The sequence below is a fragment of the Streptomyces sp. NPDC059248 genome (assembly GCF_042753905.1).
In the GTDB taxonomy this organism is placed as follows: domain Bacteria; phylum Actinomycetota; class Actinomycetes; order Streptomycetales; family Streptomycetaceae; genus Streptomyces.
In genome coordinates, this window is record NZ_JBHYZV010000005.1 from 105,555 (window position 1) to 130,823 (window position 25,269).

The window sequence follows — 25,269 nt, forward strand, 5'->3', positions numbered from 1 at the left end:
GACCTGGGGCCACCGCGGTACGCGCCCGCTAGAGCGCGAGCAGCTCCTTGGTCGTGATGGTGAGTAGCTCGGGTCCGCCGTCCGCCTCCTGGCGTACGACGAGCGTGTCATCGATCCGGACCCCGCCCCGGCCCGGAAGGTGGACCCCCGGTTCGACGGTGACCGGCACGCAAGCGTCCAGTTTACCCATGGCCGCCGGGGTCAACTGCGGGTCCTCGTCGATTTCGAGGCCGACCCCGTGCCCGGTGAGCGGCGCGAGGCCCGCGCCGTGCCCCGCGCCGTCGAGGATCCGGCGTGCCGCCCGGTCCACCTCACGGTAGGCGATCCCGGGCCGCAGGGTCTCCCGGGCGGCCCGCTGAGCGGCGAAGACGAGGTCGTACAGCTCGATCTGCCAGTCGGCGGGCGTGGTGCCGATGACGAAGGTCCGGCCGATCTCGCAGCGGTATCCCCGGTAGTCGGCGCCGACACAGACGGTGAGGAAATCGCCCTCCTCGACCCGGCGGTCGGTGGGCCGGTGGCCCCGGCGCCCGGAGTTCGGGCCGGTGGCGACCGAGGTGGGGAAGGCGGGTCCGTCGGCGCCGTGGTCGACGAGGCGGCGCTCCAGCTCCAGGGCGAGATGCCGCTCCGTACGCCCCACCAGGATCGACTCCAGCAGTTCGCCCAGCGCCTGATCGGTGATCTCGGCGGCGATCCGCAGACAGGCGATCTCCTCCTCGTCCTTCACGATCCGCTGCCGTTCGACCACGGGACCGGTGTCGGTCAGCCGCAGCCGGGGCACGGCGGAGCGCATCGCCCGGTGCCGGGCCACGGTCAGATGGTGCTCCTCGACGGCGAGGGTCTCCGCCTTCGCCCGGCGGGCCAGTTCGGCGGCGGCGACGGCCGGGTCGGCGCCGTCCTCGGGCAGCACGGCCAGCCTGAGGGTGTCGTCGGGCCGTCCAGCGCCGGTGCCCTGGATCGGGGTCGCGGGGCAGAGCAGCGCGTCCTCGTCGGGCCCGATCAGCAGAACGGCGCCCGGCGGGGCGCCGCCGGCGAGATAGCGCACATTGGCCGGGCGGGAGATCAGCGCCCCGCCGCCGTCACCCGCGCACCGCTCCCGCACCCGGTCGCGGCGGGCCGCGAACACCTCTGCCATGATCCGAGCGTAGGAGCGATCCCGCCGGGCGGCGCGTCCAGCGCGTCCGACGGTGCGGCTCGCTCTCCCAGGGGCCGTCCCGTCCATGGCCCGGAAGGCCGTCTCGGGACCGCGCCCCGACCCGAGGCGCACGGACCACCCGCGGCCCCGGCTACCAGGACGGCGGACTGGCGATCGCCCGCGCCAGGGTCTCGTCGAGGACCCGGGCGGTGGTCTCCACGTCGTACTTCGTGTTGTCGATGATCGGCAGGCCCGATCCGTACCAGCCCGCCATCCGGCCGTGGATCCCGGCGACCTCCTCGTCCGAGAGCCGCCGGTTGCCGCTGCGTTCCGCGTTCCGCTCCAGCACGGTCTCCAGGCCCGGCAGCAGGACGACGGGCAGCAGCCCCGGCCCCACATGCCGCTTCCAGCCGCCGAGACCGACCACCGGGCGGTCTGGGAAGACGGCGTCGTCGAGGATGCAGGAGATCCCGTTGGCGAGGAAATTGCGGGCGGCGAAGCCGCAGGTGCGGCGGGCGAGGCGGTACTGCGCCTCGGAGTTCTCGTTCCAGCCGGTCTTCGGGTCGGCGAAACCGGAGCACACCCATTCGCGGACGTCGTCGAGGCTGATGTGCGCGGTGGGCACCCGGCGGTGGGTGGCCCAGTACCGGGCGACGGTCGTCTTGCCCGCCCCGGCGGGTCCGATGAGGAGGACGGCGAGCATGGTCGCGCCCGTACCGCTCTCCGGCGCCGCGGGCAGCGGCACCGGTGGCACCGGCGGGAGCTGGACGTGCCCGGCGGCCTCCCGCGCGGGCGGCCCGGCGGGATGCGGCGGCCCGGGCCGAGTCCAGCCGGGAGCGGGCGGTACGGCTCCGGGCGCGCCGGTCGGCGGCGGGGGGACGGCGCCGGGCGGTGCCTGCGGCGGTACGGCTCCGGGCGCCGGGCCGCCGGGTGCCGGGGGCGGTCCCGCGGATCCGGCCGCGCCTCCCCCTCCGGGACCGGGGTGACCATGATGGCCGTGGTGTCCCGGGCCGTGGGGCGGCGGCAGCGGAGCCCCCACTGCGTGCTGCATCCGGTGCGACTCCGTCTCGTGGGCGTCTGTGACAGGCGTCTCCCTGCCCCTGCCACCGAACCGTACCCTCCCGAGGCTCCGGAGACCCCCACGCCCGCGTTGGCGGTGTCCGCCGCGACCCCGGAACACCTACCGCGCGGGGCCCGGGTCTCGGACCGGGCCCCGCGCGGTACGGACCGGTCTCAGACCGGCAGTTCCTCCACGAGGGCGCGCAGGGCGAGCCGGTAGGAGCCCAGGCCCAGGCCCGCGATGGTGGCCGTGGCGACCGCCGCGACCACCGAGGTGTGCCGGAAGGTCTCGCGGGTGTACGGGTTGGAGATGTGGACCTCGATCAGCGGCGCCGTCTTCTGGGCCGCCGCGTCGCGCATCGCGTACGAGTAGTGCGTGAACGCGCCGGGGTTGAGCACCACCGGGATCGCGCCGTCGGCCGCCTCGTGGAGCCAGCCGATCATCTCCGCCTCGTCGTTGGTCTCCCGGACCTCGACGTCGAGGCCGAGTTCCGCGCCCAGCGCCCGGCAGGTCTCCACCAGGACCGCGTACGACGTGGTGCCGTAGACATCGGGCTCCCGGGAGCCGAGCCGCCCCAGGTTGGGCCCGTTGAGGACCAGTACCCGGCGGCTCACGCCGACACCTCCCCGTACGCGGCGAGCAGCAGCGCGGGGTCGGGGCCCTCCAGCGTGTTCGGCCTGCCGAGCCCGTCGAGGACGACGAAGCGGAGCAGGTTGCCGCGGGACTTCTTGTCGACCTTCATGGTCTCCAGCAGCCGGGGCCACTGGTCGCCGCGGTACGTCAGCGGCAGCCCGACCGACTTCAGGACGGCCGCGTGCCGGTCGGCCGTCGCGTCGTCGAGCCGGCCCGCGAGCCGGCCCAGCTCCGCCGCGAAGACCATGCCGACGGAGACGGCGGCGCCGTGCCGCCACTTGTAGCGCTCGTTCTTCTCGATGGCGTGGGCGAGGGTGTGGCCGTAGTTGAGGATCTCCCGGCGGCCGGACTCCTTGAGGTCGCCGGAGACGACCTCCGCCTTGACCCGGATGGACCGCTCGATCAGCTCGGCGGTGTGCGGCCCCGCGGGGGTCCTGGCGGCCTCGGGGTCGGCCTCGATCAGATCGAGGATGACCGGATCGGCGATGAATCCGGCCTTGATGATCTCGGCGAGCCCGCTGACGTAGTCGTTGACGGGCAGCGACTCCAGCGCGGCCAGATCGCACAGGACACCGGCGGGCGGGTGGAAGGAGCCCACCAGGTTCTTGCCCTCGGCGGTGTTGATACCGGTCTTGCCGCCGACGGCCGCGTCGACCATGCCGAGGACGGTGGTCGGTACGGCGATCCAGCGGACGCCGCGCAGCCAGGTCGCGGCGACGAAGCCCGCGAGGTCGGTGGTGGCGCCGCCGCCGACGCCGACGATCACATCGGTCCGGGTGAAGCCGCTCTGCCCGAGCGCCTTCCAGCAGTAGGCGGCGACCTCGGCGGTCTTGGCCTCCTCCGCGTTGGGCACCTGGACGGCGACGACCTCGTACCCCTGGGCGCTCAGGTCCTCCCGGATCGCCTCGCCCGTGCCGGCGAGTGCCTCCGGATGGAGGACGGCGACCCGCTGGGCGTTGCCGATCAGTCCGGGCAGCTCGCCGAGGAGCTGCCGTCCGACCAGTACCTCGTAGGGGTCGGTGCCCTCGGTGCCGCCGACCGCGATCCGGGTCACTGGCTGCTCGGTCATGCGGGGTAGTCCTTCAGTTCCAGGGCGTCGAGGATCGCGTCGGCGACCTCGTCGGGGGTGCGGTCGTCGGTGGCCACCACGATCCGCGCCACCTCGGTGTACAGGGGGCGGCGGGCCTCCATCAGCTCGCGCCAGGTGCGGCGCGGGTTGACGGCGAGCAGGGGCCGGGCCTGGCCGAGGCCGTTCCTGCGGACCGCCTCGTCGACCTCAAGCGACAGATAGACCACGGGCAGTCCGGCGAGCAGGGCGCGGCTGACCGGGTCGAGGACCGCGCCGCCGCCGAGGGCGAGGACACCGCTGTGGACGGCGAGCGCCTCCCGTACGGCGGCCTTCTCGAGCTCGCGGAAGTGCGGCTCGCCGTCCTCGACGAAGATGTCGGAGATCTCACGGCCGTCGGTGGCGACGACATCCGCGTCGGTGTCGCGGAAGGGCACTCCGAGGCGGCGGGCGAGCACCTCGCCCACCGTGGACTTGCCGGCGCCCATGGGCCCGACCAGGACGATCAGCGGGGCGCTCACCGGATGCGCAGATTGTCGAGGTAGGAGCGGACGTTGCGCCGGGTCTCGGAGACGTTGTCGCCGCCGAACTTCTCCGCGACGGCGTCCGCGAGGACCAGGGCGGCCATGGCCTCGGCGACGATCCCGGCGGCCGGGACGGCGGCCACGTCGGAGCGCTGGTGGTGGGCGACGGTGGCCTCGCCGGTGGTGATGTCGACGGTGGCGAGGGCCCGGGGGACGGTGGCGATGGGCTTCATCGCGGCCCGTACCCGCAGCAGTTCACCGGTGGACATACCGCCCTCGGTGCCGCCGGAGCGGCCGGAGGTGCGGCGCAGCCCCTCGGGGGTGGCGACGATCTCGTCGTGCGCCTGGGAGCCGGGCACCCGGGCGAGGTCGAACCCGTCGCCGACCTCGACGCCCTTGATGGCCTGGATGCCCATGAGCGCGCCCGCGAGCCGGGCGTCGAGACGGCGGTCCCAGTGGACGTGGGAGCCGAGCCCGACGGGGACGTCGTACGCCAGCACCTCGACGACTCCGCCGAGGGTGTCGCCGTCCTTGCGGGCCTGGTCGATCTCGGCGACCATCGCCTTGCTGGCGTCGGCGTCGAGGCAACGCACCGGGTCGGCGTCGAGCCGCTCGACGTCGGCCGGGGTCGGGTAGACGCCCTTGGGCGCCTTCGCCGCGCCGAACTCGACGACGTGGGAGACGATCTCGATGCCCGCGGTCTCCTTGAGGTAGGAGCGGGCGACGGCGCCGAGGGCGACCCGGGCGGCGGTCTCACGGGCGCTGGCGCGCTCCAGGATCGGCCGGGCCTCGTCGAGGGAGTACTTCTGCATGCCCGCGAGGTCGGCGTGGCCGGGCCTGGGGCGGGTCAGGGGGGCGTTGCGGGCGAGGTCGGCCAGCTCGTCGGGGTCGACGGGGTCGGCCGCCATGATCTTGTCCCACTTGGGCCATTCACTGTTGCCGACCATGATCGCGACCGGGGAGCCGAGGGTGAGCCCGTGGCGTACGCCCCCGATGAAGGTGATCTCGTCGCGCTCGAACTTCATCCGTGCGCCGCGCCCGTAGCCCAGGCGCCGCCTGGCGAGGTGATCGGCCACCATCTCCGTGGTGACCGGGACACCGGCGGGAAGTCCCTCCAGCGTCGCCACCAGTGCGGGTCCGTGCGATTCCCCCGCGGTCAGCCAACGCAACCTGCTCAACGGTGCTCCTCATGCTCGCGCCTCGTACTGCCGGCCCGGCCGGGTGCGCGGCCCCGGCCCGCCTGACCCGATCCTCCCACGTCCCTGGGGCGTACCCGCGCCCGGTCCAGCAGTCGGACGGCGCGGACGGCCCCGCGGGGAGGGCGGTGCCGGGGTCAGCGGGCGCGCAGGGCCGTCTCGCCCGCCGTGCGCATCGCCGCCAGGGGCCCGGGGCGGCCGGTCATCAGCTCCACCTGGAGCACGGCCTGGTGGACGAGGAGGTCGAGGCCGCCGACGACGGCTCCGCCCCGCTCCGCCCAGCGGGCGGCGAGGGGGGTGGGCCAGGGGTCGTAGAGGACGTCGAAGAGGGTGCCGGGGTGCTCCGGTACCCGGTCGGCGAAGGCGTCGGCGGCGCCGGCGGGCGTGGTGGCGACGACCAGGGGGGCGGTCAGCGCGTCGGCCGCCCGCTCCCAGTCCTCGGTACGGACGTCCACGCCGAGGCGCTCGCCCCAGCCGCGCATCTCGGCGGCGCGCGCCGGGCCGCGGACGTACGCGGTGACGGGTCCCGCGCAGATCCGGGCGAGGGCGGCGACGGCCGAGGCCGCGGTGGCGCCCGCGCCGAGCACGGCGGCGGACGGCACCGATTCGACGCCCCGTTCGCGCAGGGCGGCGACCATTCCCGGGATATCGGTGTTGTCGCCGGTCAGCGCGCCGTCCTCGGCGCGTACGACGGTGTTGACGGCCTCCACCGAAGCGGCGGCGGGGCCGACCGAGTCGAGCAGCGGGATGATCGCGCGCTTGAGCGGCATCGTCAGGGAGAGACCGGCCCAGTCGGCACCGAGGCCGCGGACGAAGGCGGGCAGCGCCGCCTCGTCGACCTCGAACCGGTCGTACGTCCACTCCGTGAGCCCCAGCGCGGCGTACGCGGCCCGGTGCAGGGCGGGGGACAGGGAGTGGGCGATCGGCGATCCGAGGACCGCCGCACGCCGCTTCGCCGTACCGTCCGCCGCTCCGTCGTCCGCGCCGGTGCGCGCCGGTGTCACGATGGTCACTCCTGGTTCTTCTTCTGCTCTTCCAGATACCGCTGACGGGCCCGCTCGTGCTCCGCGTTGGTCTCCGAGAACACCGTCTCGTCCTCGGTGACCGAGACGAAGTAGTACCAGTCGCCGTCGGCCGGCTTCAACGTGGAGTTGATGGCGGCCATGCCCGGATTGCCGATCGGTCCCGGCGGCAGACCCACGATGCTGTAGGTGTTGTACGGGTGCTTGAACTTCCGGGTGTCGTCGACGCTGCCGATGGCGAGCTTGCTCTCGCCCCGGGCGTAGTTGACGGTGGAGTCGAAGTCGAGGAGGCCGTTGGTCTCGGTGTTGTCGGGCTTCAGCCGGTTGTAGACGACCCGGGCGACCTTGTCGAAGTCCTCCTTGTACTTGCCTTCGGCCTGGACCAGGCTGGCGACGGTGAGTACCTGGAGGGGGTTCTTCAGGCCCAGTTCCCGGGCCTTGTCCGCGAGACCGGCCTTCGTGTGCTCCTCGTTGGCGCGGGCGACCATCTTCTTGAGGACCGCCTCGGGCTTCATGCCCTTGGCCGCGGGGTACGACGCCGGGAAGAGGAAGCCCTCCAGCGGGTCCATGATGTCGGGACCGCCCTTGGCCCAGGCCGGGAGTCCGAGCTTCGCCGACTGCTCCTTGGCGGTCTTGGCGGTGGTGCCCGCCTTCAGCTGGAGCCGCTTGTCGACCATGGCGTAGATCTCGGCGTTCCGCTTGCCCTCGGGGATGATCAGGTTGCTGCTGCTGGCCGGGTTCAGCATGGCCTTGACGGCATTGGCCCCGGACATCTCCTTGGGGAGGGTGTAGACCCCGGCCTGGATGCCCTTGGCCCGGGGGTTGCTGTTGGCGGCGGAGACGAACGCCCCGGAGCTCTTGACGACCCCGTTCTCCTTCAGGATCCGGCCGATCTCCGAGAGCCCGCTGCCCGGCGGGATCTCGACGACGACAGAGCCGGAGCCGGCGCCCGCGTAGTCGGGGGCGGTACCGAACTGGCCCTGCCAGAACTGGTAGCCGAAGTACGAGACGATGCCGAGCCCGCCCAGGAGCACCACGGAGACCACGAGACAGGCGAAGCCGTTGCGGCTCTTCTTCTTGGGCCGTCCCCGGCCGTCCCCCGGGCCTTCCGAGGTGCCGCGGCGGCGCCCCGACCGGCCCGGCGGGTCCTGGTGGGCGGCTTCGCCGTCGTCGCGGCCGTCGCCGTCCTCACGGTCCTCACCGGTGAAGAAGGGGTGTCTCTCCTCCTCCGCGTCGTCGTCCCGGGGGCCGTCCCCGGCGCCTTGCGCGGCTTCCGGTTCGGCGGGACGCCGGCCCGGGGGCTGCGGCGGCGGATAGGCGTCGGGGGTCGCGTAGTAGTCGTTCTCGGCCTGGCCGTGGTAGCCGGGCACGGATCCGCTGTACGTGTCGGCGGGGTTGGCGGCGTAGGTGTCCGCGGGCGCCGCCCCGTAGGCGACGGCCGCCTGCTGGTCCTGATACGGCGCCTGAGGCTGCTGCTGGTGCCCCTGAACCCGGCCCTGGCCCTGGCCCTGGCCCCAGTCGCCCTGCTGACCGCCGGTGGTGTCGTACCCCGGCTGCGGACCGCCGTGCTGCTGCGGTCCGCCGCCGTAGTGCGCCGCGTCCGGATGTTGCTGGTGCTGCTGGTGTTGTTCGTACTGCTGGTGCTGCTGCTGGTACTGCTGGGGATGTGCCTGCTGCCCGCCGTACGGCTGCTGGTGCTCGCCGTACGGCTGCTGCCGGCCGCCGCCGTACTGCTGCTGTTGCTGGTACGGGTCCTGCCCGCCGTAGCCCTGCCCCTCCTGCGGATGCTGCTGGGGGTAGTGCTGCTGCGGCTGCCCGCCGTAGGGATCATGGCCGGATCCGGCCTGCGGTACGTAGCCCTGGTCGCCGTACAGAGGGTCGTCCGGATGCCACTGTTCGGAGCCGGGCCCCCGGCCATACTCAGTCATCGATCCCCTAGGGCCGCGAGTCGGGCGGGTTTCCGTCCCGCTGTGTGCTCGGTGCGGCATCCGTTCGAAAAAGCCGCCCGATGGCGCGGAACGTTACCGTATCGCGATCAGACAATCCCTTCGACGCTCTCACCGGGGGGCGCCCCTGACGCCCGTTCGGACTCCAGGGCGTTCTGAAGGATCACCACGGCGGCGGCCTGATCGATGAACGACCGGCCCTTTTTGGCGGTCACACCGGCGGCACGCAGCCCTTGTCCGGCCGTCACCGTGGTCATTCTCTCATCGACGAGCCGGACCGGGACCGGGGCGATCCCCCGGGCCAGCTCCCGGGCGAAGGTGCGGGCCTTGCCCGCGGCCGGGCCCTCCCGTCCGCTGAGGGAGCGGGGCAGCCCGACGACGACCTCCAGGGGTTCGTACTCGCCGACGAGGGCGCGCAGCCGCCGGTGGGCGGCCGGGACGTCCCGTCCCGGCACGGTCTCCACCGGGGTGGCGAGGACCCCGTCGGGGTCGCACGAAGCAACCCCGATCCGGGCGTCCCCGACGTCGATCGCGAGACGGCGTCCGCGCCTCACGAGACCTCGGCCACCAGTCGCTCGACGGCGGCGACGGCGTCGTCGAGGGCGTCCGGGTTCTGGCCGCCGCCCTGGGCGACGTCCGGCTTGCCGCCGCCTCCGCCGCCGAGGGTCTTGGCGGCGGTACGGACCAGGTCACCGGCCTTGAGCCCGCGCTCACGGGCGGCCTCGTTGGTGGCGATCACGGTCAGCGGACGGCCGCCCGCCACGGTGAACAGGGCGACGACGGCGGGGCGGTCGCCGGGGATCCGGCCGCGGACGTCGAGGACCAGCTTGCGCAGATCGTCGGCGGAGGTGCCGTCCGGTACCCGGCCGGCGACCAGGGCGGTGCCCCGGACGTCCCGGGCGCCTTCGGCGAGCCCGGCGGCGGCGGCCAGCACCTTCTCCGCGCGGAACTTCTCGATCTCCTTCTCGGCGTCCTTGAGCTTGGCGAGCATGCCGGAGATCTTCTCGGGCAGCTCCTCGGGACGGCCCTTCACCAGCTCCTGGAGCTGGGCGACGACCGTGTGCTCCTTGGCGAGGAAGTTGTAGGCGTCCACGCCCACCAGGGCCTCGATCCGGCGGACGCCGGAGCCGATGGAGGACTCGCCGAGCAGCTTCACCAGACCGAGCTGGGAGGTGTTGCCGACATGGGTGCCGCCGCACAGCTCCTTGGAGAAGTCGCCGATGGTGACGACCCGTACCCGCTCGCCGTACTTCTCGCCGAACTCGGCGATGGCGCCGGCCTTCTTGGCCTCCTCCAGGCTCATGACCTCGGCCTGGACGTCCAGCTCGCGGGAGAGCACCTCGTTGATCCGCTGCTCGACGTCGGTGAGGACCGTCCCGGGGACGGCCGCAGGCGAGCCGAAGTCGAAGCGGAACCGGCCCGGGGAGTTCTCGGAACCGGCCTGGGCGGCCGTGGGGCCGAGGGCGTCCCGCAGCGCCTGGTGGGTCAGATGGGTGGCGCTGTGGGCGCGGGCGATGGCCCGGCGCCGCTTGGCGTCGATGGCGGCATGGGCGGAGGCGCCCACGGTGACCTCGCCGACCTGTACGGAGCCCTTGTGCACGGAGACCCCGGGAACCGGCTGCTGTACGTCGCGGACCTCGATCACGGCACCGGAGTCCAGCCGGATCCGGCCCTGGTCGGCGAGCTGGCCGCCGCCCTCGGCGTAGAACGGGGTGCGGTCGAGGACGACCTCGACCTCGTCGCCCTCCACGGCGGCCGGCGAGGGCACGCCGTCCACGAGCAGGCCGACGACGGTGGCCTCGCCCTGGTTGGTGACATAGCCGGTGAACTCGGTGGTGCCGGTGGTGTCGGCGACCTCGCGGTAGGCGGAGAGGTCGGCGTGGCCGGTCTTCTTGGCGCGGGCGTCGGCCTTGGCGCGCTCGCGCTGCTCCTTCATGAGCCGCCGGAAGCCGTCCTCGTCCACGGAGAGCCCCTGTTCGGCGGCCATCTCCAGGGTGAGGTCGATGGGGAAGCCCCAGGTGTCGTGGAGCAGGAACGCCTTGTCCCCGGCGAGGACGCCGGAACCGGCCTGCTTGGCCTCCGTCACGGCGCCGTCGAGGACGTTGGTGCCGGCGTTCAGCGTCTTGAGGAAGCGGGCCTCCTCGGCGAGGGCGACGGCCTCGATCCGGGAGCGGTCGGTGATCAGCTCGGGGTACTGCTGCCCCATGGTGCGGATGACGACGTCGACCAGCTCGGCGACGACCGGCCCGGTGGCGCCCATCAGCCGCATATTGCGGATGGCGCGGCGCATGATGCGGCGCAGGACGTAGCCGCGGCCCTCGTTGCCGGGGGTGACGCCGTCGCCGATCAGCATCACCGAGGTGCGGATGTGGTCGGCGACGACCCGCAGGGACACGTCGGAGGTGTGGTCGGCGCCGTACCGGACGCCGGTCAGCTCGGTGGCCCGGTCCATGACGACCCGGAGCGTGTCCGTCTCGTACATGTTCCGCACGCCCTGGAGGATCATGGCGAGCCGCTCCAGGCCGAGCCCGGTGTCGATGTTCTTCGACGGCAGCTCACCGAGGATCGGGAAGTCCTCCTTGCCCTCCCCCGGTCCCCGCTCGAACTGCATGAAGACCAGGTTCCAGATCTCCACGTACCGCTCGTCGTTGACGGCGGGGCCGCCCTCCTCGCCGAACTCGGGACCGCGGTCGTAGTTGATCTCGGAGCAGGGTCCGCAGGGGCCGGGGACGCCCATCGACCAGAAGTTCGGACCCATGCCGAGACGCTGGATGCGCTCGGCGGGCACGCCGATCACATCGCGCCAGATCCGCTCGGCCTCGTCGTCCTCCTTGTAGACCGTGATCCACAAGCGCTCGGGGTCGAGACCGTAGCCACCCTCCTCCAGGGACGAGGTCAGCAGCTCCCAGGAGTACTTGATGGCCCCTTCCTTGAAGTAGTCCCCGAAGGAGAAGTTGCCGCACATCTGGAAGAAGGTGCCGTGGCGGGTGGTCTTGCCGACCTCTTCGATGTCCGGCGTCCGGACACACTTCTGCACGCTGGTGGCGCGCGGGGCGGGCGGCCTGCTCTCACCGAGGAAATACGGCTTGAAGGGCACCATGCCCGCGTTGACCAGCAGCAGAGTCGGGTCGTCCGCGATGAGCGACGCGGAGGGCACGACGGTGTGCCCGCGCTCCTCGAAGAAGCTCAGCCAGCGGCGGCGGATCTCAGCCGACTCCATCAGTGGTCCTCATTCCGGTTGTACGGGTGGTAGGGGCGGTTCGGACGGGTCCCGGGGGTCCCGTCGTCCGGGCCGGGGCCGCGGAGCAGGGGGCGGACCCGCTGGGCGGGCAGTTCGGGGCCCGGCGGGGCGTTGATCCCCAGTGCGTCCCCCAACTCCTCCTCGCGCTGGATCATTCCGGCGCGGACGTCGAGGGCGAACTCGCGCAGCCGGTGACCCGCGTCGACCGCCCGGTTCGCGGCCCGGGCCGCGAGGTGCTCGGGGGTGAGCTGCTGGATCTTGCGGTGGACCTTGTTGGTCGCCCAGACGCCGGTGGCGGCGCCCGCGGTGAACCAGAAGGCACGGCGGAACATGTCGGCTCAGCCCTTTCCGCCCCGGCGACCGCGCCCGCCGCGCGCCGGGGGCACCGTACGTCCGAGGATCACCGTGCGGGCGGCCCGTCCGCGGCGGGGCGCGGGTTCCTCACCGCCGTTCCCGGGGGTCCGGCCCATCGCCTTGCGTACGCCGTAGCCGAAGGCCGCGACCTTGACCAGCGGGCCGCCGAAGGTCGAGGCGACCGTGGAGGAGAGCGCCGAGGCGTTGGAGGTGACCTCCTGGACGTCCGAGGCGATCGCGTCGACCCGGTCGAGCTGGGTCTGCGCGGAGCGGACGGTATCGGAGGCGTCGGTGAGCAGCGGGACCGCCCGTTCCGTCACCTCCGTCACGAGCCGGGTGGTCGCCCTGAGCGTCTGGGCCAGCCTCACCAGCACCACGGCGAGGAAGGAGACCAGAATCGCCCAGAAGACGGCCACCAGGAGCCCGGCAACCTCTCCACCGGTCACACTGCACCGCTTCCTGCTCGTCCGGATCTTCTCGGGTTTCCCCGGTTCTTCCGGGGGAAATTCTCGTCCTCCGACCCTATCGCGATCCCGTCGGCCCCCCATACCGCATTCCGCGCGGGAGCGACAGGCCCGCATGCGGGAGGGCGAGGAGTGCGGGACGGGCGCGTCCGGCCCGCCGGGGCCGGGATACGGAGCGATCGGGCACGGAAGGACGTAGTGCACGAAGGCCCGCCGCTCCCCCCGCCGGGCGGCGGGACGAGGGCGGGCCTGCGCGGCGCGCGGTCGCACCCGGGGCCTCTCGCGAAAGAGGCCCCTGCGCCCGGGAGCGGGTCCCGGGCGCGGTGGATCAGCGGGCGTAGTACTCGACGACCAGCTGCTCGTCGCAGATGACCGGGATTTCCTTGCGGTTCGGGTCCCGGTCCAGACGGAACGCCAGCGCCTTCAGGTTCACCTGGAGGTAGCGCGGGGTCTCGCCGTCCGCGGCGAAGCCGCCCTCGCGGGCGACCTGGAAGAGGGCCTTCTCGCGGGAGCGCTCGCGGATCGTCACGACGTCGTCGGGACGGACGCGGAAGGACGGCTTGTCGACCTTGCCGCCGTTGACCTCGACGTGGCCGTGGACGACCATCTGACGGGCCTGGTAGATCGTGCGGGCGATGCCCGAACGGAGCACCAGGGCGTCCAGACGACGCTCCAGCTCGACGACGAGCGCCTCGCCGGTCTTGCCCTCGGCCTTGCGGGCGCGGTCGTAGGCGCGGGCCATCTGCCGCTCGCTGATGTCGTACTGCGCGCGCAGGCGCTGCTTCTCCATCAGACGGACCTTGTAGTCCGAGTTCTGCTTGCGGCCACGGCCGTGCTCGCCCGGCGGGTACGGGCGGGCCTCGAAGTACTTGACGGCCTTCGGCGTCAGGGCGATGCCGAGGGCACGAGACTTCTTGACCTTGGGACGCGACTGGTTAGGCACGTTCTCCAGACCTCCGATATAGGTTAGGTTAGGCTCACCTTACTCAAGGAGATCGCATGTCTCGCCCTGGGAACACCAAGCGCATCGCGGACAGCACAAATGACATCGACCCCGCAACTGTGGCGGGTGTCGAGGCGACGGAGGTCCGATCAGCTCATGGTCAGCCGCGTCCCAGCGGGCTTGAATCCGCCCGGATGCCGTCAGCAGCCGAACGCACACGAACTCTCGTACAGGGTACATGCTCGGCGGTGCTGCTCGTCACCGGCCTGGAGACCGCCCGTCCGGAGCAGCTGATGCCCGACGCCCGGGTGATCGGCGCGGACGGCGAGGTCTTCCTGCTCTTCGCCGCGGACTCCCCGGTCGTCCGGGCCGCGACCCACGCCCAGGACGACGAGCTGGCCGCCGTGCTGGAGGTCACCGATGTGGCCCCGGTCGCCGTCCCCCACCGCGTCCGCGGCCGGGCCTGGGTCTCCGGCTGGCTGACCTGCGCCCCGGGGATCGCGGCCCCGGGCTCCATGATGCTCCGGCTGGAGGTGGGCGAGCTGCGGGTGGACGATCTGTGGGGCACGGCGGCGGTCGACCCCGACGACTTCTCCCGCGCCTGCGCCGACCCCCTGGCCGCCCACGAGGCCGAGCTGCTCCAGCATCTGGACTCCGCGCACGGCGCGCAGGTGCAGGAGCTCCGCGACCTGCTCGGCGACCGGGTCGCCACGACCGCCGACGACGGGCGTACGGGCCGGGCGCCGCGGGCGGTGCCGCTCGCGCTTGACCGGTTCGGACTGCGGGTGCGGTTCACCGGGGACCGCTGCTTCGACGCCCGCTTCGACTTTCCCCGGCCGGTACGCGACATCACGGAGCTGCGCCGGGCCATGCACACCCTCTTCGAGGCCGCCGCGCACTGACCCCGCGCGGTGCGCCGGCGCCCCGGGAGGATCAGCCGCCGCGCAGCCGCTCCCGCACCTTCTCCACCACGTCCGAGTAGCGCGCCTCGGCGCCGTACCGCGTCGGTTCGTAGTACCGCTTGCCGTGCAGCCCGTCCGGCGCGTACTGCTGGGCGGCGATCCCGCCGGGGACGTCGTGCGGATAGACATAGCCCTTGGCGTGCCCCAGGGACGCCGCCCCCTTGTAGTGCCCGTCCCGCAGATGGGCCGGTACGGAACCGGCGTGGCCCGCGCGCACGTCGGCGAGCGCCGCCCCGATCGCCGTGGTCGCGGTGTTCGACTTGGGTGCCAGCGCCAGCGCGATCGTGGCGTGGCTGAGGGTCAGCGCCGCCTCCGGGAAGCCGATCATGGCCACGGCCTGGGCCGCGGCCACCGCCAGCGGCAGTGCCTGGGGATCGGCGAGCCCGATGTCCTCACTCGCCGAGATCATCAGCCGGCGGGCGATGAACCGCGGATCCTCCCCCGCGTCGATCATCCGGGCCAGATAGTGGAGCGCCGCGTCCACGTCGGAGCCCCGGATGGACTTGATCAGCGCGCTCGCCACGTCGTAGTGCTGGTCCCCGTCCCGGTCGTAGGTCACCGCGGCCCGGTCGACCGTCTCCTCCACCGTCGCCAGGGTGATCTCCGGCTCGCCCTTGTCGATGGCGGCACCCGCCGCGGCCTCCAGGGCGGTCAGCGCCCGGCGCGCGTCCCCGCCCGCGACCCGCAGCAGATGCGCCTCGGCGTCCTCGGGCAGCGTCACCGCGCCGCGCAGCCCCCGCTCCTCGGTGAGCGCGCGCCGCAGCAGCCCTTTGAGGTCGTCGTCGGTCAGCGGCTCCAGTGTCAGCAGCAGCGACCGGGAGAGCAGTGGGGAGATCACCGAGAAATAGGGGTTCTCGGTGGTGGCGGCGATCAGGGTCACCCAGCGGTTCTCCACCGCGGGCAGCAGCGAGTCCTGCTGCGCCTTGGAGAAGCGGTGGATCTCGTCGAGGAAGAGGACGGTCTCCTTGCCGAAGCCGCCCGCCGCCCGGCGGGCGCCCTCGATGACGGCCCGCACCTCCTTGACGCCCGCGGTGATCGCCGACAGCTCCACGAACCGCTTCTCGGTGGCCTGCGAGACCACATAGGCGAGGGTCGTCTTGCCGATGCCCGGCGGCCCCCAGAGGATCACCGACGAGGCTCCGGCCGGGCCGCCCCCGCTCTCGCCGACCAGCCGCCGCAGCGGGGAGCCGGGGCGCAGCAGATGGCTCTGGCCGACGACCTCGTCGAGGGTGCGCGGGCGCATCCGCACGGCCAGGGGGCTGGCGGACGGCTCCTTCTCCGCACGGTCTTCGGCGGCGGCGGTAAAGAGATCGGGCTCCACAATCCGGAAGCCTATGCCAGACCACCGACAACGCCCCCGCCCGGCCGGTGCCGGTACGAGGGCGCGGGGCGCGGATGTCCGCGCGGAGGCCGTCAGCCGGTCCCGGGGGCCTGTCGGCCGGGCCCGGTCAGCTGGTCCAGAAGTCCCACCAGCGGGTCAGGATCAGCATTCCGATGATCCCGATCCAGAGCACCGGCGGCATCCAGTGGAACTCCAGCAGTCCGCGGCGCAGCCCCTCGGGGACCTTGATGATGCGGTGCCGGACGTTGTGCACGGTGACGTAGCAGAACATCACGATGGTGGCGGCCCAGGCGAGGGAGCACCACAGGCAGAGCGAGTTGATGTTGTACAGCGACTGATACATCAGCCACATACAGAAGCTCACGCCGAACAGACAGCCGGCGTTGAGGCCCAGCCAGTACCAGCGCTTGTAGCGGGCGCCGGCCAGGATGCCGACCCCGATCGCGATCACCATCGAGTACGCGACCAGACCCAGCATCGGGTTGGGGAAGCCGAAGACCGACGCCTGGTCGCTCTTCATGATGTTGCCGCAGGAGACCACCGGGTTGAGGCTGCACCCGGGGGTGAAGGAGGGGTCCTCCAGCAGTTTGTACTTGTCGAGTGTGATGACCCAGGCGGCGAGCAGGCCCGCCGCTCCCGTGATCACCAGCAGCCAGGCCAGGGAGCGGCTGCCGCCGATCCCGTCGCGCGGACCCTCGGTCCGTTCGTCCGCGATCACGTCGTCGTCCACCGCCACTGTCGCCATATCGATATCGCCGTTCCCCTCCGTCCGGGACCCGCTCGGGCTGGGGTCATTGTGCCGCACGGAGCTGTGTGTCCGTCGTTCGGTGGACGGCGTGATGGACGGATGGTCGTACCGGTCCTCCGCCGCGGTGACCAGGGTGGAGGGCATGACAGAACTCGCGGTGAAGGTGACGGGGCTCCGCAAGCGGTACGGGGATGTGACGGCGGTTGACGGCGTGGACCTGCGGATCCGCCGGGGTGAGGTGTTCGGGCTGCTGGGGCCCAACGGCGCGGGCAAGAGCACCACGGTCGGTGTCCTGCTGGGTCACCGGCGGCGGGACGGCGGCGATGTGACGGTACTCGGCAGCGATCCGGCGACCGGAAATCGCCTCTGGCGGTCTCGAATCGGCGTCGTCTGGCAGGATGAATCGGCTCCCGCCGAGTTGACGGTACGGGAGACGGTGACCCACTTCGCGCACTACTACCCCCGCCCCCGTGACCCTCGTGAGGTCCTCGGCCTGGTCGGTCTCGCGGACCGGGCGGACCGGCGCGTGGCGACGCTCTCCGGCGGCCAGCGGCGACGGCTCGATCTGGCGCTGGGGGTGATCGGCCGTCCCGAGCTGCTGCTGCTGGACGAGCCCACGACGGGCTTCGACCCGGCCGCGCGCCGCCGGTTCCGGGAGCTGGTACGGCTCCTCGCCGCCGAAGGCACCACGATCGTCCTCACCACCCACTATCTGGACGAGGTCGAGGCGCTGGCCGACCGGATCGCCGTGATCGCCCGGGGCCGGGTGGTCGCCGAGGGCGGCACGGAGGAGCTGCGGCGCGCCCACGGGCGCCGGACCCGGGTCAGCTGGACCGAGCCCGGCGGTGTGGAACGCACCGAGTGGACCACGACCCCGACCCGTACGGTCGCGGCGCTCGCGGCACGCTACGGGGACGACGTACCGGGGCTGCGTATCGTCCGCCCGACACTGGAGGAGATCTACCTCCGGCTGACCGGGGAGGCCGCCGCCGACCCGGCGGCGGACACCGGAGACGAGGCCGGCCAGGACGGACCGGCGGAGGGCGGGCGGCGATGAGGCACGGTGCCGTAGCGCCCGCCGGGCGCCCCTGCCCCCGTACCGAGGCGGCCCGGCCGCCCGGCGCCTGGCGGCTGGGTCTGGTCCGCGGCGCGATGGAGATCAAGGTCTTCTTCCGCCAGCGCGAGCAGGCGGTCTTCACCTTCGCGTTCCCCGTCCTCATGCTGGTGCTCTTCGCCTCGGTCTTCGGCGGCGACACCAAAGAGGGCGGCATCACCGCGGCCCAGCTCTACGTCCCGGCGATGATCGCCGCGGGCATCATGTCGACGAGCTTTCTGTCGCTGGGCGTCTCGATCGCGGTCGAGCGGGAGCTCAAGCAGCTGCGGCGGCTCCGGGGCACGCCGATGCCTCCGGCCGCGTACTTCCTGGGCAAGATATGGCTCGTCCTGGTCACCTCGGTCCTGGAGACGGCCGCCCTGCTCGCCGTCGGATCCCTCCTCTACGACGTCGACCCGCCGACGGAGGCGGGCCGCTGGCTCACCTTCGGCTGGGTCTTCCTGCTCGGTCTGGTCTCCTGCACCCTGCTCGGGATCGCGATCAGCAGCGTCCCGAGATCGGCGCAGAGCGCGTCGGCCGTGGTGAACCTGCCGTTCCAGGTGCTCCAGTTCATCTCGGGTGTCTATGTTGTGATCACCAGTCTCTCCGACTGGTTGCTGAACATCGCGGCGCTGTTCCCGCTGAAGTGGCTGGCGCAGGGGCTGCGTGGGGTGTTCCTGCCGGAGTCGGCGCGGGTACTGGAACCCGCCGGCTCCTGGGAACCGGGTCTGGTCGCCCTCGTCCTGGGCGCCTGGTGCATCGGAGGACTGGCGCTGTGTCTGCTGACCTTCCGCCGGCGGAGCCGCGACGAGGGGTGAGGGCCGGGGGGCGTACCGCCCAGGTGTGGGACAGCACATCCCTGCCCTGGGACGCCTACTTCGCCGTGGTGTGGGCCGGAACGCTGGCCTACACCCTGGTGTCGCCCGGCCACGGCGGCGGGGTACGGGCCCTGGCCGCCGGGCTGTTCGCCCTGCTGCTGCCGTGGTACGTGGCGACCGGGCGGCGGGAACTGGCGGCCCGGAACCCGGACGGGCGGCGGGCCGCGCGGTACCTCGCCGGGGCGGTCGTGCTCTATCTGCCCGCCGCCGTACTCGTCGAGGACATGCGGCTGGCGACCTTCGGCCTGGTCCCGCAGTGCTTCATGTTCCTGCGGATGCGTCCGGCGCTGGCGGCCGTGGCCCTGGTCAATATCGTCCCGGTGGCCGGCTGGGCCGTACTGGCCGACCCCACCGGCCGGGACATCGGCTACGGACTGCTGTCGAGCGCCGTCGCCATCGCCTTCTCCGCCGTCTTCGGCTACTGGATCATCCGGGTGATCGACCGCAGCCGGGGCCGGGGCGAGCTGATCGCCGAACTGGAGGCCGGCCGGGAGGAGATCGCCCGGCTCTCCGCCGCGCACGGAGCCCTCACCGAACGGGAACGGATGTCCCGGGAGATCCACGACACCCTCGCCCAGGGGTTCACCAGTCTGCTGATGCTCGTCCAGGCCGTGGAGGCGGAGATGGACCGCGATCCGCCCGAGGCCCGGCGCCATCTGGCGCTGATGGCCGACACCGCCCGCCGCAACCTGGCCGAGGCGCGGGCGCTGGTCGCCCGGGGCGCCCCCGCCGACCTCGAAGGCAGCACCCTGCCGGACGCGCTGCGCCGGCTCGCCGCACGCCACGAGCCGCCCGCGGTGTTCCGGGTTACCGGGCCCGCGGGTCCGCTGCCGCCCGCCCTGGAGGTGGTGGCCCTGCGCTCCTGCCAGGAGGCGCTCGCCAACGCCACCCGGCACGCCGGGCCCGGGGCACGCGTCACCGTCGTCCTCGACCGTACGGAGACCGAGTTGCGGCTCGACGTCCACGACGAGGGCCGGGGGTTCGACCCGGCGCCGCCGCGCCCCGGCTACGGGCTGCCGGGGCTGCGGGCCCGGGCCGCCGAGGTGGGCGGCAGCGCCGTCGTCCACAGCGCGCCGGGCGACGGCACCACGGTCACCGTCCGGCTGCCGGTCGCCCCCGTCACCCCCGTCACCTCCGAGGAGGCCTTCCGATGATCCGGATCCTGCTGGCCGACGACCATCCCGTGGTACGGGAGGGATTGCGCGGCATGCTCGGCGCCGAACCCGGTCTGACGGTCGTCGGCGAGGCCGCCAGCGGGCCGCAGGCGGAGGCGCTCAGCGCCGAACTGCGCCCCGACATCGTCCTGATGGACCTGCGGATGCCGGGCGGCGGCGGGGTCGAGTCCATCGCCCGGATGCGGGCCGCCGGACTGCCGTGCCGGGTGATCGTCCTGACCACGTACGAGACCGACTCGGACATCCTGCGGGCCGTGGAGGCGGGCGCCGCGGGCTATCTCCTCAAGGACCTGGCCCGCGCCGACCTGGCCAGCGCGATCCGGGCGGCGGCGCGCGGCGAGACCGTACTGGCCCCGTCGGTCGCCACCCGGCTGGTCGACCGGCTGCGGGACCACTCCGAACAGGTCCGGCTCACCGACCGCGAGACGATGGTCCTGCGGCTGGTGGCGGAGGGCTGCACCAACGCGGAGATCGGGCGCCGGCTGTTCATCGGGGAGTCCACGGTGAAGACCCACCTGCTGCGGGTCTTCGCCAAACTGGAGGTCGACGACCGCACGGCGGCGGTCACCCACGCCACCCGCCGGGGCCTTCTCTAGGGCCTGTCTGACGGAGAGCGCCGTCCCCATGCCACCGCCCGCGACCGAGGCCGTGTCTTCAAAGTAGCGCCGTCCGCCCGCAGGGCGGGGCCCGCGGCGTCCGGTGCGTGCAATCGCAAGGCGGAGGGTTTCCCTCGTACTGGACGTACTTGGGAAATCCCGACAACGCAGCGAGTGTGCGTGCCGGGCGTCGCGGGCCAGGCGGGACTTTGAAGACACGGCCTAGGGTCCCCGGGGCTACGCCGGGGGCGAGAGACGGGTGCGGAGGGTGTCCGTGATCTCCGAGAGCGGGACCGGCGTCTGCTCACCGGACTCCATGTCCTTGAGCTGTACGTGGCCCTCGGCCAGATCGCGGTCCCCGGCCACGATCGTGTAGCGCGCCCCGCTCCGGTTCGCCGCCTTCATGGAGCCCTTGAGGCCCCGGCCGCCGTACGAGAAGTCCGCGGCGACGCCCTCCTTGCGGAGTCGCGTCACGACGCCGAAGAGGACGCGGCGCGCCTCCTCGCCGACCGGGACCGCGTACACACTGGTGGCGGGCGGCAGGTCCAGGGCGACGCCCTCGGCCTCCAGCGCCAGGACCGTACGGTCGACGCCGAGCGCCCAGCCGACGGACGGCAGCGCCGGGCCGCCGATCATCTCGGAGAGGCCGTCGTAACGGCCGCCGCCGCCCACCGCGGACTGCGAGCCGAGCCCGTCGTGGACAAACTCGAAGGTCGTCCGGGTGTAGTAGTCGAGGCCGCGGACCAGCCGGTCGTCGTCCTCGAAGGCCACACCCGCCTCGGCGAGGAGTTCACGGACCTCCTTGTGGTACGCCCGGCAGGCGTCGCACAGGTAGTCCGCGAGCACCGGCGCCCCGGTGAGCTGCCGCTTGACCTCGGCGCGCTTGTCGTCGAGTACCCGCAGCGGGTTGATCTCGATCCGGCCGCGGGTCTCCTCGTCGAGGTCGAGTCCGCGCAGGAAGCCCTGGAGGGCGTCCCGGTAGACGGGGCGGCACTCCTTGTCGCCGAGGCTGTTGAGCAGGATCCGGAAGTGGCGCAGCCCGAGGGAGCGGTACGCCTGGTCCGCCAGGATGATCAGCTCGGCGTCGAGCGCCGGGTCCTCGGCGCCGATGGCCTCGGCACCGACCTGGGAGAAGTGGCGGTAGCGGCCCGCCTGGGGGCGCTCGTAGCGGTAGTACGAGCCCGAGTACCAGAGCTTGACCGGCAGGGCGCCCTGCTTGTGGAGGTTGGCCTCCAGCGCCGCGCGCAGCACGGACGCGGTGCCCTCGGGGCGCAGCGCGAGCCGGCTGCCGCCCTTGGTGGTGAGGGTGTACATCTCCTTGGTGACGATGTCGGTGGACTCACCGACACCGCGGGCGAACAGGTCGACGTCCTCGAAGCCCGGGGTCTCGACATAGCCGTAGCCCGAGTCGCGCAGCGGCGCGGCGATCGCCTCGCGGACGGCGAGGAAGGTCGCGGAGGCGGGCGGCAGGAGGTCGTAGGTGCCCTTGGGGGCCTGGAAAGTACTCACGGCAGGTCTCTCGTCACATTCCTCGTCGGGGAGCGTCGGAGCTCCCCCGGCCGGCCGCCACCTCGCGCAGATACGGGTTGGTGGCGCGCTCGCGGCCGATGGTCGTCTGGGGACCGTGTCCGGACAGCACCACGGTCGAGTCGTCGAGCGGCAGGCAGACGCGTGCCAGCGATTCGATCATCTCGGCGTGGTCGCCACCGGGCAGGTCGGTGCGTCCGATGGAGCCGGCGAAGAGCAGGTCGCCCGAGAAGAACACCGGCGGTACGTCACCGGCGTCGGGCAGCCCGAAGGTCACCGACCCCTTGGTATGGCCGGGCGCGTGCGACACGGTCAGTTCGAGCCCCGCCAGGTTCAGCACCGAGCCGTCGGTCAGCTCGTGCACGTCGGACGGCTCACCCACGGTCAGCTCGCCCATGAGCTGGGCGCCGAAGGCGCGGCCCAGGGCCTTCTCCGGGTCGCTCATCATGTACCGGTCGGCGGGGTGGATCCAGGCGGGCACGTCGTGCGCGCCGCAGACCGGGACCACCGAGGCGACATGGTCGATATGGCCGTGGGTGAGGACGACGGCGACGGGCTTCAGCCGGTGCTTGGCGACGGCCTCGGCGACACCGTCGGCGGCCTGGTGGCCGGGGTCGATGATCACGCATTCCTCCCCGGCGGCGGGGGCGACCAGATAGCAGTTGGTCCCCCAGGCCCCGGCGGGGAACCCGGCAATAAGCACGTTCGTCCTCGTTGGGTGATCGGCCGACTGTCCGGCGCGGCACGGGCGACGCGGAATCGCGACAGGTCAGAGCCTACCGGCCCTGCTGCTCCCACAGCCAACCCGTATACGGTACGGGCACGCGCGACGGACCGGCGCGTGCGTACGGTGGGACGAACGGGGCCCACGGCGCGTCCGGCACGACACGATAACCCCAGCACACCAGGAACCCAGGACCCGCGGTACCCATCGACACCAGGGGTCCCGCGCATGGAGAAGGAGCGGACTCGGTGGTCAGCAGCGATCAGCGGCGGCGGCAGCTCGCCCGGGAGAAGTTCGAGCGTCAGCAGCAGCGCCGTGCGGCGGCCCGCAGACGGCGACAGACGACCGTGGCGATCGCCGCGCTCGTGGTTTTGGTCCTCGTCGGCGGGGCGATCGCGGCGGCGACGATCGTGGACGGCAAGGACGACAAGGAGAAGCAGACCGTGGTCGGGGACCGGCCCACCCCGTCGCAGACGGCGTCCAAGCCGCCGCCGGAGGAGCCCAAGGTGCCGGAGCCGAAGATGGCGATCGACGCCAAGTCTCCGTACACGATGGCGTTCAGGACCAGCCAGGGCACGGTCTCCATCGGGATGGAGGCGGCGAAGACGCCCCGGACCGTGAACTCTTTCAAGGCGCTCGCCGACAAGGGCTACTTCGACGGGACCAAGTGCCACCGGCTGACCACGGAGGGCATCTTCGTCCTCCAGTGCGGCGACCCCAAGGGCGACGGCACCGGCGGGCCCGGCTACAACATCCCGGACGAGAATCTGACGGCTCTCGGCAAGGCGGGCGCGGACGGCACCGTGGTCTTCCCGGCCGGGACGGTCGCCATGGCCAACACGGGCCAGCCGAACTCCGGCGGCAGCCAGTTCTTCCTGGTCTACAAGGAGACCAAGCTCCCGCCCACGTACACGCCCTTCGGGAAGATGGACGCGGCCGGGCTGAAGGCGGTCCAGAAGGTCGCCGCGGCCGGCGTCGCGGGCGACGCGAAGGACGGCGCCCCGAAGTCGGCGGTCACCGTGGAGAAAGCGACCGTGAGCAAGGGGTGATCGTCCGGCCCCGGTCCGCGCCGGGGCGGTCTCCCGGCGCGGACCGGGGAAATGTGTGGGCGCCGAGTGCGGACAGCCGGGCGACCGGTCGCCTAGATTGGCGTTGTGCAGGGCGGGCGCGGCTCGCCCCTGGAAACTGTGGACGATGCCCGGGGTGACCCTCGGTGGGCATCAGGTGGAGGAGGCGCTGTGAGCAGCGACCCGTGGGGCCGTGTCGACGAGACGGGCACCGTGTACGTGCGTACAGCCGACGGCGAGAAGGTCGTCGGATCGTGGCAGGCCGGGACCCCCGAGGAGGCCCTCGCCTATTTCGAGCGCAAGTACGAGGGTTTGGTGGTCGAGATCGGTCTCCTCGAGAAGCGGGTGAAGACCACCGACCTGTCGGCCAAGGACGCCCAGACGGCCATCGACCATCTGCGGCAGCAGGTGAACGAGCACCACGCCGTGGGTGACCTCGAAGCGCTGGGCAAGCGCCTCGACGGCCTCGTCGAGACGGTCGACCGGCGCCGCGAGGAGCGCAAGGTCCAGCGGGCGAAGCAGCACGACGAGGCCCGCCGGGCCAAGGAGGAGCTGGTCGCCGAGGCCGAGGAGCTGGCCCAGAGCGAGCAGTGGCGCTCCGCGGGCGAGCGGCTGCGGTCCCTGGTCGACACCTGGAAGGGCCTGCCCCGGCTCGACCGGAAGTCGGACGACGAGCTGTGGCACCGCTTCTCCCACGCCCGCTCGGCCTTCTCCAAGCGCCGCAAGGCGCACTTCGCGTCCCTCGACGCCCAGCGCGAGGAGGCCCGCAAGGCCAAGGAGAAGCTGGTCGTCGAGGCCGAGGCGCTCTCCAACTCCACCGACTGGGGTGCCACGGCGGCCCGTTACCGTGAGCTGATGGCCGACTGGAAGGCGGCGGGCCGGGCGCAGCGCGAGGCCGAGGACGATCTGTGGAACCGCTTCCGCGGCGCGCAGGACGTCTTCTTCGCGGCGCGCGGCGGGGCGTTCGCGGAGCGGGACGCCGAGCAGACGGAGAACCTGAAGCTCAAGGAGGAGCTGGCGGCCGAGGCGGAGAAGCTGGTGCCGGTCGCGGACCTCAAGGCGGCGCGGGCCGCGTTCCGGGGCATCAACGAGCGCTGGGAGGCCATCGGTCACGTACCGCGGGACGCCCGGCCCCGGATCGAGGGCCGGATGCACGCGGTGGAGCGGGCGATCCAGGAGTCCGAGGAGAACGAGTGGCGCCGGACGAACCCGGAGGCGCGGGCCCGCGCCGAGGGTCTGACGGGTCAGCTCCAGGCGGCGGTGGACAAGCTCCGGGGCCAGATCGACACGGCGCGCGCCGCCGGTAACAACGCCCGGGCCGACAAGCTCACCAAGGAGCTGGAGGGCCGCCAGGCGCTTCTGGACCAGGCCCTGAAGGGCCTCCAGGAGTTCGGCGGCTAACACCCCCGCCCCACCCCACGGCCCCCGCCTTCCCCGGCGGGGGCCGCGGTCTTTTCCAAGCGCCTCGACTACGACCGTGCCCCCGCGGCTCGTACGTCGTCCGCCCCCTGTCGGTACTTGCTCGCGCAGTTCCCCGCGCCCCCAAATACCTCCACCTGACCCCGCCTTGCGCAGG

Annotated in this window: 24 protein-coding genes; 7 read left to right on the plus strand and 17 right to left on the minus strand. The window is 72.5% G+C overall.

What is annotated here, in order from left to right:
* Positions 1-28: 28 nt before the first annotated feature.
* The 13 genes from ACFXG1_RS03950 to rpsD form a co-directional block, all read right to left on the minus strand.
* Complete coding sequence (locus ACFXG1_RS03950) at positions 29-1,132, minus strand: aminopeptidase P family protein (protein ID WP_384740761.1); 1,104 nt, start codon at positions 1,130-1,132, stop codon at positions 29-31.
* Positions 1,133-1,283: 151 nt separating this feature from the next.
* Positions 1,284-2,183 carry an AAA family ATPase gene (locus tag ACFXG1_RS03955; protein WP_384740764.1) on the minus strand — a complete coding sequence of 300 codons (900 nt, stop codon included), beginning with the start codon at positions 2,181-2,183 and terminating at the stop codon, positions 1,284-1,286.
* 182 nt (positions 2,184-2,365) lie between these two features.
* Positions 2,366-2,806: a type II 3-dehydroquinate dehydratase gene (locus ACFXG1_RS03960; RefSeq protein WP_384723515.1), complete on the minus strand. Its 441-nt coding sequence runs from the start codon at positions 2,804-2,806 to the stop codon at positions 2,366-2,368.
* On the minus strand, positions 2,803-3,894 hold the full coding sequence (gene aroB, locus ACFXG1_RS03965; RefSeq protein WP_384723512.1) for a 3-dehydroquinate synthase: 1,092 nt from the start codon (positions 3,892-3,894) through the stop codon (positions 2,803-2,805). The genes ACFXG1_RS03960 and aroB overlap by 4 nt, the downstream gene beginning before the upstream one ends.
* On the minus strand, positions 3,891-4,412 hold the full coding sequence (locus ACFXG1_RS03970; protein ID WP_384740767.1) for a shikimate kinase: 522 nt from the start codon (positions 4,410-4,412) through the stop codon (positions 3,891-3,893). Before ACFXG1_RS03970 ends, aroB begins: the two co-directional genes overlap by 4 nt.
* Positions 4,409-5,593: a chorismate synthase gene (gene aroC, locus ACFXG1_RS03975; protein WP_384740770.1), complete on the minus strand. Its 1,185-nt coding sequence runs from the start codon at positions 5,591-5,593 to the stop codon at positions 4,409-4,411. Before aroC ends, ACFXG1_RS03970 begins: the two co-directional genes overlap by 4 nt.
* 155 nt (positions 5,594-5,748) lie before the next feature.
* The gene (locus tag ACFXG1_RS03980; RefSeq protein ID WP_384723172.1) at positions 5,749-6,618 is read right to left on the minus strand and encodes a shikimate dehydrogenase; all 870 of its coding nucleotides are present in this window, start codon (positions 6,616-6,618) and stop codon (positions 5,749-5,751) included.
* Positions 6,619-6,620: 2 nt separating this feature from the next.
* Positions 6,621-8,561 (minus strand): endolytic transglycosylase MltG, encoded by a 1,941-nt coding sequence (mltG, locus tag ACFXG1_RS03985; protein WP_384740772.1) that lies wholly within the window; start codon positions 8,559-8,561, stop codon positions 6,621-6,623.
* Positions 8,562-8,668: 107 nt separating this feature from the next.
* Complete coding sequence (gene ruvX / locus ACFXG1_RS03990; RefSeq protein ID WP_384740775.1) at positions 8,669-9,133, minus strand: Holliday junction resolvase RuvX; 465 nt, start codon at positions 9,131-9,133, stop codon at positions 8,669-8,671.
* The gene (gene alaS, locus ACFXG1_RS03995; RefSeq protein ID WP_384740778.1) at positions 9,130-11,799 is read right to left on the minus strand and encodes an alanine--tRNA ligase; all 2,670 of its coding nucleotides are present in this window, start codon (positions 11,797-11,799) and stop codon (positions 9,130-9,132) included. The genes ruvX and alaS overlap by 4 nt, the downstream gene beginning before the upstream one ends.
* Entirely contained in the window at positions 11,799-12,152 is a 354-nt protein-coding gene (locus ACFXG1_RS04000; protein WP_384718016.1) for a DUF6167 family protein, read from the minus strand. Before ACFXG1_RS04000 ends, alaS begins: the two co-directional genes overlap by 1 nt.
* 6 nt (positions 12,153-12,158) lie before the next feature.
* Positions 12,159-12,620, minus strand: a complete 462-nt coding sequence (locus ACFXG1_RS04005; protein ID WP_384718018.1) for a DUF948 domain-containing protein — start codon at positions 12,618-12,620, stop codon at positions 12,159-12,161.
* A gap of 346 nt (positions 12,621-12,966) precedes the next feature.
* Complete coding sequence (gene rpsD / locus ACFXG1_RS04010; RefSeq protein ID WP_358824876.1) at positions 12,967-13,581, minus strand: 30S ribosomal protein S4; 615 nt, start codon at positions 13,579-13,581, stop codon at positions 12,967-12,969.
* 194 nt (positions 13,582-13,775) lie between these two features.
* On the opposite strand from rpsD, the gene ACFXG1_RS04015 reads away from it, so the two are divergent.
* Entirely contained in the window at positions 13,776-14,483 is a 708-nt protein-coding gene (locus tag ACFXG1_RS04015; protein ID WP_384718026.1) for a DUF2470 domain-containing protein, read from the plus strand.
* A gap of 31 nt (positions 14,484-14,514) precedes the next feature.
* Here the strand turns inward: ACFXG1_RS04015 and ACFXG1_RS04020 are convergent, their stop codons facing one another.
* Together ACFXG1_RS04020 and ACFXG1_RS04025 are read right to left on the minus strand one after the other, a co-directional pair.
* The gene (locus tag ACFXG1_RS04020; RefSeq protein ID WP_384718021.1) at positions 14,515-15,864 is read right to left on the minus strand and encodes a replication-associated recombination protein A; all 1,350 of its coding nucleotides are present in this window, start codon (positions 15,862-15,864) and stop codon (positions 14,515-14,517) included.
* Positions 15,865-15,991: 127 nt separating this feature from the next.
* Positions 15,992-16,630 (minus strand): vitamin K epoxide reductase family protein, encoded by a 639-nt coding sequence (locus tag ACFXG1_RS04025; protein WP_384718028.1) that lies wholly within the window; start codon positions 16,628-16,630, stop codon positions 15,992-15,994.
* A 145-nt stretch (positions 16,631-16,775) separates the two neighbouring features.
* Here ACFXG1_RS04025 and ACFXG1_RS04030 point away from each other — a divergent pair, with 145 nt between their 5' ends.
* Genes ACFXG1_RS04030 through ACFXG1_RS04045 form a run of 4 tightly spaced genes read left to right on the plus strand, consistent with a single transcriptional unit; the run spans position 16,776 to position 20,375 of the window.
* On the plus strand, positions 16,776-17,690 hold the full coding sequence (locus tag ACFXG1_RS04030; protein WP_384740785.1) for an ABC transporter ATP-binding protein: 915 nt from the start codon (positions 16,776-16,778) through the stop codon (positions 17,688-17,690).
* On the plus strand, positions 17,687-18,544 hold the full coding sequence (locus tag ACFXG1_RS04035; RefSeq protein WP_384721463.1) for an ABC transporter permease: 858 nt from the start codon (positions 17,687-17,689) through the stop codon (positions 18,542-18,544). The genes ACFXG1_RS04030 and ACFXG1_RS04035 overlap by 4 nt, the downstream gene beginning before the upstream one ends.
* Positions 18,502-19,758, plus strand: coding sequence for a sensor histidine kinase (locus ACFXG1_RS04040; protein WP_384721460.1), 1,257 nt, complete (start codon positions 18,502-18,504; stop codon positions 19,756-19,758). Before ACFXG1_RS04035 ends, ACFXG1_RS04040 begins: the two co-directional genes overlap by 43 nt.
* Positions 19,755-20,375 (plus strand): response regulator, encoded by a 621-nt coding sequence (locus tag ACFXG1_RS04045; protein ID WP_384721457.1) that lies wholly within the window; start codon positions 19,755-19,757, stop codon positions 20,373-20,375. The genes ACFXG1_RS04040 and ACFXG1_RS04045 overlap by 4 nt, the downstream gene beginning before the upstream one ends.
* 237 nt (positions 20,376-20,612) lie before the next feature.
* On the opposite strand, the gene hisS is transcribed toward ACFXG1_RS04045, so the two are convergent.
* Together hisS and ACFXG1_RS04055 are read right to left on the minus strand one after the other, a co-directional pair.
* Complete coding sequence (gene hisS / locus ACFXG1_RS04050; protein ID WP_384719561.1) at positions 20,613-21,884, minus strand: histidine--tRNA ligase; 1,272 nt, start codon at positions 21,882-21,884, stop codon at positions 20,613-20,615.
* 13 nt (positions 21,885-21,897) lie between these two features.
* The gene (locus ACFXG1_RS04055; protein WP_384740790.1) at positions 21,898-22,605 is read right to left on the minus strand and encodes an MBL fold metallo-hydrolase; all 708 of its coding nucleotides are present in this window, start codon (positions 22,603-22,605) and stop codon (positions 21,898-21,900) included.
* 269 nt (positions 22,606-22,874) lie between these two features.
* Here ACFXG1_RS04055 and ACFXG1_RS04060 point away from each other — a divergent pair, with 269 nt between their 5' ends.
* Together ACFXG1_RS04060 and ACFXG1_RS04065 are read left to right on the plus strand one after the other, a co-directional pair.
* A complete protein-coding gene (locus ACFXG1_RS04060; RefSeq protein ID WP_384740793.1) occupies positions 22,875-23,675 on the plus strand; it encodes a peptidylprolyl isomerase in 801 nt (266 codons plus the stop codon).
* A gap of 189 nt (positions 23,676-23,864) precedes the next feature.
* Positions 23,865-25,094, plus strand: coding sequence for a DUF349 domain-containing protein (locus tag ACFXG1_RS04065; RefSeq protein WP_384740796.1), 1,230 nt, complete (start codon positions 23,865-23,867; stop codon positions 25,092-25,094).
* Positions 25,095-25,269 lie beyond the last annotated feature (175 nt).